Origin of the sequence: Ferrovibrio sp. (assembly GCF_002796975.1) — a bacterium.
In the GTDB taxonomy this organism is placed as follows: domain Bacteria; phylum Pseudomonadota; class Alphaproteobacteria; order Ferrovibrionales; family Ferrovibrionaceae; genus Ferrovibrio.
Window position 1 is genome coordinate 1 of record NZ_PEKV01000003.1, and the last position, 12,362, is coordinate 12,362.

Here is a 12,362-nt window from a genome sequence, read left to right on the forward strand (position 1 = left end):
CTGCTTCACCGTCGCCGTCACCTCGTGCATCGAGGCCGCCGTCTGCTCCAGCGCCGCCGCCTGGCTCTCCGTGCGCTGCGCCAGGTCCTGGCTGCCCGTCGAAATCTCCGCCGAGGCATCGCGCACCAGCGCTGCCGATTCCGTCAGCTTTTTCACCGTATCCGACAGGCGGTCGCTCACCTGGTTGGCATCGCCGGCCAGTTCGGCGAACAGGCCCTGATACTGGCTGCGGATGCGATGCGTCAGGTCGCCATCGGCCAGCTTGTGCAGCATGTCGCCGAGGTCGTCCAGTACGCGCTCCATGGTGCCGAGCAGCGTGTTGACGCCCTCGCCCAGCTCCTGCATCACGCCTTCGATGCGGCTGGTGTCGATCCGTTCGCTCAGGCGGCCGGCATTGGCTGCCGCGACGATCTCGCCCACCGCGCTCTTCAGCAGGCTTTCCTGTGCCTTGCGTTCGGCCTCGAAGCGGCTGCGGTCGGCTTCGATCTGCTCCTGCAGCTGCTGGGCTTCCTGGCCCTGATCCTTGAACACCTGCACGGCGCGCGCCATGTCGCCGATCTCATCGCCGCGTTCCGTACCGACCACCTGCGCCGTCCAGTCGCGGTTGGCCAGCCTGTCCATGGTGCCGGTGGTGGCGACGATCGGGTCGATCACGCGGCGGCCGATATAGAGCCAGCCGATGCCGATGGCGGCGATCAGGCAGAAGATCGCGATTGATGCCATGACGATCTGCGCGATGTCGATCGCCGAGATCGAGGCCTGCGAGGAGGTCGTGGCATCCGTGCGGGCCGCGGCGACCAGCTGGGCGACCGCATCCGACAGCGCCAGCGTCGCCGAACGGCCCTCGGTCAGCGCCGCCAGAGCCTGCCGCGTGGCGGCCAGCTCCATGCGCCGGATCGAGAACAGGCCGTCCTCGCCCTCGCTGACCTTGGCGATGCCGTTCACCATGTCCTCGATTTCCTTGTTGGGATAAATCGCCATCACGGTATCGAGGCCGCGCAGCATCTCGGCCTTGGTGTTGATGTTGTCGACCTGGATCAGTTCGACGGTTTCAGGGCTGTCGGCCTGCGCCGCCACCGCCAGCATGCCGACGCTCAGGTTGGTCTTGGCGACAAGATCCTGGATGGCGCGGGCGCCGGCCACCTGCTTGTCGAGGATGCTCTGGATCATTTCCGACGCACCCTGGCCGGTGGCACGCGACACCAGCTCGAATTCCATCGTCATGTCCATCACCGCCTGGTCCACCGCCGGCTGGGCGAGGAACAGGAAATTGGCATGGTTGTCGGTCATCGTCTTGGTCAGCGCCTGCCGCTTGGCGCTGAGCGCCAGACGTTCCTTCACGGCGCCGTCGATGCGCTCCATCGCATCGGCCAGCCGGCCGAAGGAGTCTTCGGCTTCCTGGCGCAGCGTCTCGGGTGCGTCGGTCGCCTTCACTTCATTCAGCGTGCGCTTGATCTGCTCCAGCTTGCCGTTCAGCACCGAGATGGAGGTGGCGCGTTCGGCATCGTTGGTCGCATAGGCCAGCGCCGGCGCGGAGGCGGCGACATCAGCGCTCTGCGCCGACAATGTCAGTGCCGCCGTCACTGCCGGCAGACTGCGGTCTGTCACAAGGCCGAGCGCGCTGCGCACCTGGCCGAAAAATCCGAACGAAACCAGACTCGAGATCACCGCCATGGCGGCGATCACACCCACAGCCAGAAGAAGTTTCTGACGAATACCGAAACGCATTCTTGCGCTCCCCCTCTAACCCCACTGAACACCACACTGCGCCCGCATAATGACGGGTGCAACCCTCATTTCGCCGCCGAAGATGAACCGCCAGCGTCAAAACATGGTTAAAGCACACCTATAGGTATTACGAGTATTGGCGGGTCTGATTTACGCCGGGATTACGCGCTGGCTGCACGAGCGGCAGGCCGACAAAAAATGCAGGCCGGCCACATCGGTTTAACTCTGGAATTCCAATCAGAATTCCTGCCAGTCGTTCTCTTCGGCAACGCTCGGCTTCGCGGGCGATGCTGCAACCGTTGCGGGTCTGGCGGCCGGCGTGGCGGCAGATTTCGGTGTGGCGGCAGGTTTCGCTGGCGCCGCAGCCGGCGCCGGACGCGGCGCCGGCGACATGGCCATGCTGCCGCTGCCGTCGAACTTGAAGAAGCCGACCAGTTCGGCCAGCTGGCGGCCCTGATTGGCCAGCGCCTGCGCCGAGGCCGAAGTTTCCTCCACCAGTGCGCCGTTGCGCTGGGTCATCTCATCCATGCTGCCCACGGCGGTATTCACCTGGTCGAGTCCGGTGGCTTGTTCGCGCGACGCGGCGGCGATCTCGGCGACGATGTCGCTGACCTTCTTGATGGCATTGACGATCTCGGTCAGCGAGCCGCCGGTCTGGTTGACCAGCGCCGCACCGGTCTTCACCTGCGCATTCGATTCCGTGATCAGCGCCTTGATGTCTTTGCCGGCATTGGCAGACCGCTGCGCCAGGGCACGCACTTCCTGCGCCACCACGGCGAAACCCTTGCCGGCTTCGCCCGCACGCGCGGCTTCCACCGAAGCATTCAGCGCAAGAAGATTGGTCTGGAAGGCGATCTCATCGATGAGTCCGACAATGTCGCTGATCTTCTGCGCACTGGCTTCGATCTGCGTCACCGCGGTGACGGCGTCGCTGACCACGCTGCCGCCCTTTTCGGCCGTGTCGCGCGCCGCGACGGCCAGCTGGTTGGCGGCCTGGGCGTTGTCGGCATTCTGCTTCACAGTCGTGGTGATCTCGTGCATCGACGCCGCGGTCTCTTCGATGGAAGCGGCCTGCGATTCCGTGCGCTGCGCCAGATCCTGGCTGCCGGTCGAGATTTCCGCCGAGGCATCGCGCACCGTGCGCGAGGTATCGGCCAGCCGGCCGGCGAAATCGCGCAGGCGTTCCGACAATGCATTGGCGCCGGTCTTGAGCTGGCCGAAGATGCCGGGATAGTCCTTGTCCAGGCGCCCGGTCAGGTCGCCCTGTGCCATCGCGCCGATCGCCTGGGCGATTTCGCCGGTCATCGCCTGGCATTTGTCGGACATGGTGTTGATCGCTTCGCTGAGTGCGCGGATGAAGCCGCTCTTGCCGGCGAGATCGACGCGCTCGGCAAAGCCCTTGTCGGTGGCGCCCTGCACCAGGGCGACCACTTCGTTGCCCAGCCGCACTTCCTCGGTGCGGTCGGCCCATTCCACCACGGTGCCGACGCGCTCGCCGCGCTGGTTCAGCGCCGGATTGGCGATCAGGTCGAAGATGCGACCACCGACGGTGATGCGGGTGCGGTAGGTGCTGGTCAGAGTGGCCAGCAGTTTCTGCTGGTGCGCCGGATTCTTGTGGAAGATGTCGACCGACTTTCCGATCAGGTCATCCGCATCGAAATGCGGCAGATCCTCGCGCAGGTCGTCCTGCGCACGCCGCAGCGTCTCCAGCACTGACTTGTTGCAGTAGACGATCGTGTTGTTTCCGTCGGCCACCATCACATTGGTGGTGACATTCTCCAGACCGCTCTGGGCGCGCGCGGCGGTGAGCGAGGTATTCTTCAGTTCCTGCACGGCACGCGCCAGCGTGCCGATCTCGTCGCGCCGCTCACGATGGCCGATCTCGACATTCATTTCGTATTGCGCCAGCCGCTCGGTCCAGCCGGCGATCTCGCCCAGCGGCCGCAGCAGCTTGCGGGTGACGACGATGGCGATGACCACGCCGACCAGCACGGAGATCACGCCGGCCAGCAGCACCTGCCAGTTAATCTTGTCGACGAAGGCTTCGATATTGGTCTTCAGCACGCCGACATAGAGGATGCCGATCACCTTGCCGTTCGGATCGTGCACCGGGTGATAGCCGGTATAGTAGGGCTTGCCGAGGATCACCGCCTCGCCGAGGAAGGTACGGCCGGCCGCCACCGGCGCATAGGCGGCGCTCGCCTTGCCCAGCACGGTGCCGACGGCGCGCTGGCCGTCGTCGCGGATGATGTTGGTGGTCTTGCGGAAGAAGTCCTGCTCGGCATCCTGCCAGCGGAACAGCGTTGCCGTCTCGCCGGTCACCCTGCCGATCTCGTCGATCATTTCATGGCTGGTGAAATCCGGGATCGACGTCATCACGACGCGGCCGACGCGGCCCCGCGCATCGATCTCGAATCTGGTATCGGGGAAGGCTTTCTTCACCAGCACGGCCATGGTGCGCAGGCTGTTGTTCTGGCGGTCGATCACCTGGCTGGCGATCTCGCTGCGGATCTGCAGGACGGCACCGCCGCCGACGCCCAGCGCGGTCAGCACGATCAGGATGGCGGTGACGAGAGCGATTTTGGTGACGAGCGGCAGGCGGCTCAGCATTGTTTTCCCCAGTTCACAACGTGTCGCACGATGTAACTGGAGTTACGTTTGCATAACCGGTGGCGTCGGGCACAGATAAAATCCTGCCGGCCCTGTATTTTCCGATGCCCCTAAGGATGACGAGTTGCCGCGAAAAATATTCTGCTTACGGAGCAGATGCTGCTGTCGCGTGGCATCGCCACGCGTGATGGCGTGCGACTCTCAGGATTCAGGATAGGGCTGCGACGATGCGCCGCCGCAAACGCAGAGCGGTATTCTTTAGTTTTCGCGCGCGTATTTGCCGCTCTGCGCCAGCGCCTGCAATGTGATCAGACGCTCTCCGCCGCCGGGTTCGAGTTTGCGGATCGCCGCATGTTCCGGCAAGTTGGGCAGAGATACGATGCGTTCGACGCGCCAGCGCGCCTGAGCCGCCCGCGGCACAAAACGCGAGCATTCAAGAAAAACAGTGCCGATCGGAATCGCCGCTTCAAGATTCATAACCCGGGCCCCGCCTGCAAGCGAGCCGGCGACGCAACAGCATTGTCAGACATGCCCTGCTTTCCCCCTGTTTCGACGCCGCAATCCCCGCACCCCACCGCGCTCGCCGACTGTCGGTTCAGTATGCTTAATTTTATCTAAATAAAAAAGCTGGTTTTCCGGCGTTTTCCCCGCGAATAACCCCCAAGGATGTACTCGCGGGGGCTGCTGTTGAGCTTGGTCTTATATCACCCTGCGCGCGAAAAAATGCAGTAAGCCAAGCTTCGTTTGCCTAAACTCGCGCGGGATGTGAGGGGGAGCGTGCCGCGATGATCAGACTTTGCATGGTGCTGGTGCTGATTGTGCTGGCCGCGCAGTCATCCTGGGCGCAGCCCTTCGAACCCGGACCGAAAGGCACACCGGAGGGACCATGGCGGCGACAGATCCACTGGATTCCATCGCTGGCAGACAAGCCACCGAGCTGGGTGCTGGTGACGCAGATCTGCCGTCCCGCGGCCGACAAATTCCCCGACAGCAAACCGGCGCCGCTGATGCTGCTCAATCACGGCTCGCCGGCCAATGCCGGCCAGCGTCCGGCCATGAAGCCCTATGCCTGCGACTCAGAATCGGCCGCGTGGTTCCTTGCGCGCGGCTATGTCGTGGCGATGCCGATGCGGCGCGGCTATGGCGAAACCGGCGGGCCGTGGCTCGAAGAATACGGCCGCTGCAACAATCCCGATTTCTATCGCGGCGGATTGCCGGCTGCGGAAGACATGGACTCCGCCGTGCGATACTTGGAGAAGTTGCCCTATGTGCGGCCGGGACGCACGGTGATCGTCGGCCAGTCGGCCGGCGGCTGGGGTAGTCTCGCCTACAGCAGCCGCAATCCGCGGGGCGTTGTCGCCATCGTCAATTTCGCCGGCGGTCGCGGCGGCTGGGCCGGCAATCGCCCGAATACCAACTGCGTGCCGGACCGCCTGGTCGCCGGTGCCGGCAGGTATGGCGAGACCGCGCGCCTGCCGACGCTGTGGATCTATACCGAGAATGACAGCTTCTTCGCGCCGGAGATGTCGCGCGCCATGCATGCGCGCTACACGGCGGCCGGCGGCAAGTCGGAATTCCATCTGCTGCCGCCCTGGGGCAAGGATGGCCATGGCTTCATGAACGGGCGCGGTGCTGCTGCGATCTGGGGCCCGCTGGTCGAGCATTTCATCGCCGGCCGATAGGCGTCTCGATATGGTCTTGGGGGAAAGGCGCGTGGTGGGCGGTACAAGGATCGAACTTGTGACCCCTACCATGTCAAGGTAGTGCTCTACCGCTGAGCTAACCGCCCATTACGCGCAATGACCGCCGGCGAAGCCGTTTCGGGGCGGAAAGTCCGGGGGTCGACCGGACCGGCTGGCTTTTAATGGCTGACGGGCCGGTTGGCAAGCCTCCCCCGGATGCCGCATATTCTCCCCCTGATTGCCCCAGTCACAGTTCCGGCCAGATTGCCCCGGCCGGCCCGGTTCCCAGGTTTCGATGACAAGCAGCGCCCCGATCAAAGCCCGCGTTTTCCGGCCCGACCCGGAATTTCCCGCCGATCCGCCGCTCCGCGTGACGCGGCCGGTCGATGTCGGCTACCAGGGGGCGGCGAGCGCGCTGGTGCTGTCCTCGCCGCATTCGGGCGACATCTACCCGGCCAGCTTCAAGGCCTACAGCCAGCTCGATCCGCTGACCTTGCGCCGCTCGGAAGACGCCTTCATCCACGAACTCTATATCGACGGGCCTTCGCGGGGTGCGCCGCTGCTGGAGGCGCTGTTCCCGCGCGCCTATTGCGACCCGAACCGCTCGGCCTACGAGCTCGATCCCGGCATGTTCGATACGCCGCTGCCGCCGCATGTGGTCACCGAAAGCAGCAAGATCGGCGCCGGCCTGGGCACGATCGCGCGCGTGGTTGCCGGCGGCCTGGAAATCTACAAGAGCAAGATTCCCTTCGCCGAAGCCGAACGCCGCGTCGAAACCTGCTGGCGGCCGTATCACAACATGCTGGAGCAGCTGCTGCGCGACGCCAGGGCGCAGCATGGCGTGGCCCTGCTGCTCGACTGCCATTCGATGCCCAGCGTCGGCGGCAACAACATGCCCGATGCCGGCCAGCGCCGCGCCGATATGGTGCTGGGTGATTTCCACGGCACCTCCTGTCCCGCACGGCTGGTCGAACGCGTGGAAGGCTATCTCGCCTCCTGCGGCTTCGGCGTGGCGCGCAACAAGCCCTATGCCGGCGGCTATATCACGCAGCATTACGCGCGCCGCGACCAGAGCTATTTCACGCTGCAGCTCGAGATCAATCGCGATCTCTACATGGACGAGGCGAAGATCGTGAAGTCGGCGGGCTTTGCCCGCGTGCAGCGCGCGATGACCGGCCTGATCGAACTGCTGATTGCGTCGGCGACGCCGGATTTCCTGCAGGGGTGATTTTCGATCTCGTCATTCCCGCGAAAGCGGGCATGATAATGAGAGGTGCTTATCCCGGCAGCGGCAGCGCCGTCGTCTGCTTGATCGTGTGCAGCACGATACTCGAACGCACGCTGCGCACGCCGGGCACGCGCAGCAGCCGGTCGGAGAGAAAATCGGCAAAGGCCTTGAGGTCGCGCGCCACGATGCGCAGCACGAAATCCTGCTCGCCGGTCACCGAATAGCATTCGAGGATTTCGGGGAAGCGCAGCACGGCGGCTTCGAACCCGTCCATCGCCTCGGCCTGGCGCTCCAGAGAGACAGAACTGAAGGCCAGCACGCTCAGGCCTACGGCGTCGGGTTTGAGCAGCGCCGCGTAAGTGGCGATCACGCCGTCCGCTTCCAGCCGCGCCATCCGGCGGCTGATCTGGCTGGCGCTCAGGCCCACGGTTTCGGCCAGCGCCGCATTGGGCGCGCGGCCGTCGCGCTGCAGGGCACTGAGCAGGCGCAGGTCGAAGACATCCAGGTCGGCAGCCATGCATCATTCTGGCATAAAATCCGAATAATCGCCAGATTATTGCATATATAACGGCCTTATTCTGCGGGATGCAGGGTTCTTGCGGCTGCGGCGCGATATCCTTGCGGGAAATCGAAATCCCGGAGGTCTGCCATGGCCCTCGCCGCCCGATACGACGATCTCGTCATCCGCCCCGACCACACGCATGACCAGCCGCGCGACCGCTACACACCTGAAGACCATGCGGTCTGGCGCGACCTGTTCCGCCGCCAGGCGGCCCTGCTGCCCGGCCGTGCCTGCGACGAGTTCCTCGCCGGCCTGAAAGGGCTGGGCGTGGCCTCAGACGGCGTGCCGGATTTCGAGCGGCTGTCCGATGTGCTGGAACAGGCGACCGGCTGGCGCATCGTCTGCGTGCCGGGCCTGGTGCCCGACGACATCTTCTTCGGCCATCTCGCCGCGCGCCGCTTTCCGGTCACCTGGTGGATCCGCCAGCGCGCGCAGCTCGACTATCTGCAGGAACCCGACTGCTTCCACGATATCTACGGCCATGTGCCGCTGCTGATGAATCCGGTCTTCGCCGATTACATGCAGGCCTATGGCAAAGGCGGGCTGAAAGCGGCGGGGTTGAACGCGCTGCATCATCTGGCGCGGCTCTACTGGTACACGGTGGAATTCGGCCTGATCGAACAGAAGAACGGCGACCTGCGCATCTACGGCAGCGGCATTCTCTCGTCGAAAACCGAGAGTATCTTCTGTCTCGACAGCCCGGCGCCGAACCGCATCCGTTTCGACCTGATGCGGGTGATGCGCACGCGCTACCGCATCGACACGTTCCAGAAGACCTATTTCGTCATCCGCAGCTTCGACGACCTGTTCAACGCGACGCGGCCGGATTTCACGCCGCTCTATGCGCAGCTGCGCGGCCAGCCGGATTTCACTGCTGCCGATATCGCACCGCAGGATGACGTGGTCACGCGCGGCACTTTGAACGCGACGGACGGCGGCTGGGGCGATACGGCGGACGCCTGAATCGCGGCCGCGCAGTTGTCACGGAACCTTTGAGGCCGCCCAGGGTTGTCGCCCAGAATTGTCGCGCTGTCATTCACCCTGTGCGGGATGGCTGCCATGAAAACCGATCTGCTGGTGCTTGCCGGTACGGTGCTGCTGTTCGCTGCCCTGCCGACGGTTTCACACGCCGACGAGGATGACGACCGGACGACGCGCGCGCCGCTCGCCATGGGCGAACCGATGGCGGATTGCGATCTCCATCATCATGATGTCGCCATTGCGCCGGTGGCCGCGCCAACTGCGGTGATCCCTGCTGTCGCATCCGTGAAGCCGGCGAAGTCCGGGACGACGACGCAGGCTGCGCCGCGTCCGCTTTCGACGGCGGCCCTGCTGACGTTTGCGCTGATCGCCTCGCCGGGCACGGCGCTGCCGCAGACCGGCAGCGGCAGTCGCGACTGAACGGGCGACAACGCAGCTAAACCGTAAGCATCGCCTCCAGCTTGTCGAGGCTGGAATTCGTGCCCTCCTGCATGCCGCCATGGCGTGCCGATTCCCATTCGGGCGCCAGCTGCAGCAATGTCGTTTCCATTCGCAGTTTCGTCCTGCCGTCGGGCAATGCCTCAAGGGTCACGACATGCAGGCCTTCCACCATGAAGCGTTCGCCCTCCTTCACGAAGGTCGTATAGGCGATTTTCGCAGCCGGCTCGATCTCATGATACGTGCCGCCCATCACCTGCACATGGCCTTCGGGCGAACGCATATGCACCAGCCAGGCACCGCCGGGTCGCGGATCAAGTTCGCAGACCGGCGCGGTCCAGCCCTGCGGCCCCCACCATTGCGCCAGCAGCTGCGGATCGATCCAGGCGCGGAAGACGCGGTCGCTGGATGCGTTGAACACCCGGTTCAGCACCAGATCGGGTGTCTTGTCAGTGTCTGACATGGCGGGTTCTCCTTATTTCTCTGCAAGGGTTTTCAGGTCGGCCAGGCCAGCTTCAAAGTCGCCGCCGATCATTCTGTCGAAGTTGAAGAACACACTCATCACCTTGCTGATCAGATTCGCCGGGCCGGTCATCGCCCAGGTCACTGTCGTGGCGCCGTTCGGGTCTGGCTGCAGGGTGAATTCCGCCAGCGCGATATGCTGGAAGGGCTTCAGGAATTCGAGCCGGATCGCGACCTTCGAGGGCGCAGTGCTCTCGACGATCTCCATGCGGCCTTCGCCGATCGTCCTGTCGCCGGCCCAGGCATATTGCGCGCCGAGGCCAGCGGCCGGCCCGGTGAAGCTGCGCTGCATGTCCGGGTCTTTCTTCTCGTAGGGCGACCAGGACTGCCAGGCCGGCAGGTCGTTGATCAGGGCAAAGATCCGCTCCGGCGCGGCCTCGATCCGGGCGGCGCGGGCGATGCGGGAGGTGTCGGGCCTGGTCGAGGCATAGGCCAGCAGGCCGGCGATGCCGACGAGAATTACGGCAACACCGATAAGAGCGATCTTGAGCATGGGACTTTCCTGCTGGGGATGGGACATGTCCCAAGGACGGCCGGGCCTGCCTCCAGCCGACAGGGCACAGAAAAAATTCGGGCAGGGCGGCCCTGATGGAAACCGGCAGCCTGTTGTGTCCCGTGGGGAGCCCGTTCCATCCCGTTCGAGGCCAGTTCCGTCCTGTTTGAGCCAGTTTGAGCCTGTTTGAGCCTGTTCCGGCCTGTTTCGTCCCGTTAAATCCCACCTAAACCCTTGGCATTGCGTGCCAAGTCATTGATTTTCCGATCCACGATGTCCAAGAGCGACGGCAGTCCGGCCCTGGCGAGCCATTGAGAATGCAGCCCGTATAATGCAGAACGCGTGTTCTCAGTTATAGGAATAATAACATATCCGCTGACAGATTTCAATGGCAGTCCTGGCCCACAGCCTGCCGGCCGCAGCCGGCCGCAAAGGGGTAGGACCGGCGATTTTGAGTGTCTGAGGGGGTAAAACGCCCCGACTTTGGGAGAAAATCGACCCGGCAGCCCAAAAACCCCCGTCAAGGCGCGTTTGGAATGGCATTTTAAGGCTGTTTTTGTCGAAATCACCCCGTTTCAGACCAAATTTCCAGCCAAAACCGGGTCAAAACCGGCTTTTGCGTGAAAGTGGATACAGCCGTAAACCCTGTCTGAGGCCACCCCGGTCTATTCCATCGGCGGCATGACATGGGCCTGATAGCCCGGCCGTGCGGTCATCCGGGCATGCCAGGCCAGCAGATGCGGCAGATGCGGCCGGGTGATCGGGAAGTTGAGCCAGCGCTGCAGAAAACAGGCGGCCGGGATGTCGCCGATGGTCAGCCGGTCGCCGGCCACGAAGGGCCGCCCCTTCTCCATATTGGCGGTCAGGTGGGCATCCAGCCGGCCCCAGTAGTCGGCCGCCTGGGTCTCGGCTTTGGCCATGGCATTCAGGTCGGCATGCACCGGATCGCGCACGAAGCCCCAGAACAGCGCGCGCATCGGCTCGCCGATCAGGCTGCTCGCCCAGTCCATCCAGCGGTCGGCCTGGCTGCGCGCGGCCGGATCGGCCAGCCACAGGCCGCGACCTTCGGCGTCATAGCGGGCGGCGAGATAACGCACCACGCTGTTGCTCTCCCAGTGCGCGCTGCCGTCGCTCTCCTGCAGCACCGGCACCAGGCCGTTCGGATTCATCGCGCGGTAGTCCGGCGTGTCGTTGCCGCCGTATTTGCCGCCGACGGTGATGTGTTCGTAACGCAGGCCCAGTTCGTCGGCCGCCCACAAAACCTTCTGGACATTGACAGAACTGGCGCGGCCCCAGATTTTCAACATGCTGATTCGCTGTCCTCTCCAGCTTTTTCATTGCTCCGAATACGACTAGACTCCATCGCCATGCGCAAGCTGTACCATCTCTGGCTTTCCCCCCAGTCCCGCAAGGTCCGTGTGCTCCTGAAAGAGAAGGGGCTGGAATTCGACCTTGAGGTCGAGAAGCTGTGGGAGCGCCGGCCGGAATTCCTCGCCATGGACCCGAGCGGCACCGGCCCGGTGCTGGTCGAGCATGACGGCCGCGCGCTGGCCGACAGCCAGGCGATCTGCGAATACCTCGATGAAGTCTATCCCAACAAGATGCTGATCGGCTTCGATCCGCCGAGCCGCGCCGAGACGCGCCGGCTGGTCGCCTGGTGGGATCACAAATTCGGGCCGGAAGTCTCCGAGCCGCTGGTCTATGAAAAGGTGATGAAGCGTTTCATGGGCATGGGGCATCCGGAATCTTCCGTGATCCGCATCGCGCACCAGAATATGAAGCTCCATCTCGACTACATCGCCTGGCTCACCGAACGCCGCAACTGGCTTGCCGGCGACGACTTCTCGCTCGCCGACATTGCCGCCGCCGCGCATGTCAGCTGCCTCGACTATCTCGGCGACATTCCCTGGGCCGATCATCCCGGCGCGCATGACTGGTATGCCCGCGTGAAGTCGCGGCCCAGTTTCCGCCCGCTGCTGGCCGACCACATTCCCGGCCTGCCGCCGCCGAAGCATTACGCCGATCTGGATTTCTGACCCCCCACCCCGTCACCCTCGGGCTTGACCCGAGGGTCCCATTTGAATGGGATGCGCGGATCAAGTCCGCGCATGACAAAAA

12 protein-coding genes and 1 tRNA gene are annotated in these 12,362 nt (G+C 64.1%); 5 read left to right on the forward strand and 8 right to left on the reverse strand.

Annotated elements, in window-relative coordinates; all coding sequences use genetic code 11:
* The 3 genes from CTR53_RS01620 to CTR53_RS01630 form a co-directional block, all read right to left on the reverse strand.
* Positions 1-1,728: HAMP domain-containing protein (locus CTR53_RS01620; protein ID WP_290808828.1), on the reverse strand; the 1,728-nt coding region annotated here is incomplete at its 3' end.
* Between the two features lie 237 nt (positions 1,729-1,965).
* Positions 1,966-4,338: a methyl-accepting chemotaxis protein gene (locus CTR53_RS01625; protein WP_290808830.1), complete on the reverse strand. Its 2,373-nt coding sequence runs from the start codon at positions 4,336-4,338 to the stop codon at positions 1,966-1,968.
* 258 nt (positions 4,339-4,596) lie between these two features.
* Positions 4,597-4,815 (reverse strand): hypothetical protein, encoded by a 219-nt coding sequence (locus CTR53_RS01630; RefSeq protein WP_290808832.1) that lies wholly within the window; start codon positions 4,813-4,815, stop codon positions 4,597-4,599.
* A 308-nt stretch (positions 4,816-5,123) separates the two neighbouring features.
* Here CTR53_RS01630 and CTR53_RS01635 point away from each other — a divergent pair, with 308 nt between their 5' ends.
* Positions 5,124-6,020 (forward strand): prolyl oligopeptidase family serine peptidase, encoded by an 897-nt coding sequence (locus tag CTR53_RS01635; protein ID WP_290808834.1) that lies wholly within the window; start codon positions 5,124-5,126, stop codon positions 6,018-6,020.
* Between the two features lie 32 nt (positions 6,021-6,052).
* Here the strand turns inward: CTR53_RS01635 and CTR53_RS01640 are convergent.
* Positions 6,053-6,127 (reverse strand) — tRNA-Val (locus CTR53_RS01640).
* Positions 6,128-6,315: 188 nt separating this feature from the next.
* Between CTR53_RS01640 and CTR53_RS01645 the strand changes: the two genes are divergently transcribed.
* A complete protein-coding gene (locus CTR53_RS01645) occupies positions 6,316-7,248 on the forward strand; it encodes an N-formylglutamate amidohydrolase (RefSeq protein WP_290808836.1) in 933 nt (310 codons plus the stop codon).
* Positions 7,249-7,297: 49 nt separating this feature from the next.
* On the opposite strand, the gene CTR53_RS01650 is transcribed toward CTR53_RS01645, so the two are convergent.
* Entirely contained in the window at positions 7,298-7,765 is a 468-nt protein-coding gene (locus tag CTR53_RS01650; protein ID WP_290808838.1) for an Lrp/AsnC family transcriptional regulator, read from the reverse strand.
* A 132-nt stretch (positions 7,766-7,897) separates the two neighbouring features.
* Here CTR53_RS01650 and phhA point away from each other — a divergent pair, with 132 nt between their 5' ends.
* Positions 7,898-8,773, forward strand: coding sequence for a phenylalanine 4-monooxygenase (gene phhA, locus CTR53_RS01655; protein ID WP_290808840.1), 876 nt, complete (start codon positions 7,898-7,900; stop codon positions 8,771-8,773).
* Positions 8,774-8,869: 96 nt separating this feature from the next.
* A complete protein-coding gene (locus CTR53_RS01660; RefSeq protein WP_290808842.1) occupies positions 8,870-9,211 on the forward strand; it encodes a hypothetical protein in 342 nt (113 codons plus the stop codon).
* Between the two features lie 16 nt (positions 9,212-9,227).
* Here the strand turns inward: CTR53_RS01660 and CTR53_RS01665 are convergent, their stop codons facing one another.
* The 3 genes from CTR53_RS01665 to CTR53_RS01675 form a co-directional block, all read right to left on the reverse strand.
* Positions 9,228-9,692 carry an SRPBCC domain-containing protein gene (locus CTR53_RS01665; RefSeq protein ID WP_290808844.1) on the reverse strand — a complete coding sequence of 155 codons (465 nt, stop codon included), beginning with the start codon at positions 9,690-9,692 and terminating at the stop codon, positions 9,228-9,230.
* A 12-nt stretch (positions 9,693-9,704) separates the two neighbouring features.
* Positions 9,705-10,244, reverse strand: coding sequence for an SRPBCC family protein (locus tag CTR53_RS01670; RefSeq protein WP_290808846.1), 540 nt, complete (start codon positions 10,242-10,244; stop codon positions 9,705-9,707).
* Between the two features lie 665 nt (positions 10,245-10,909).
* A complete protein-coding gene (locus tag CTR53_RS01675; RefSeq protein ID WP_290808848.1) occupies positions 10,910-11,551 on the reverse strand; it encodes a glutathione S-transferase family protein in 642 nt (213 codons plus the stop codon).
* Positions 11,552-11,611: 60 nt separating this feature from the next.
* Here CTR53_RS01675 and CTR53_RS01680 point away from each other — a divergent pair, with 60 nt between their 5' ends.
* Positions 11,612-12,280, forward strand: a complete 669-nt coding sequence (locus CTR53_RS01680; RefSeq protein WP_290808850.1) for a glutathione S-transferase family protein — start codon at positions 11,612-11,614, stop codon at positions 12,278-12,280.
* The last annotated feature ends 82 nt before the right edge of the window (positions 12,281-12,362 follow it).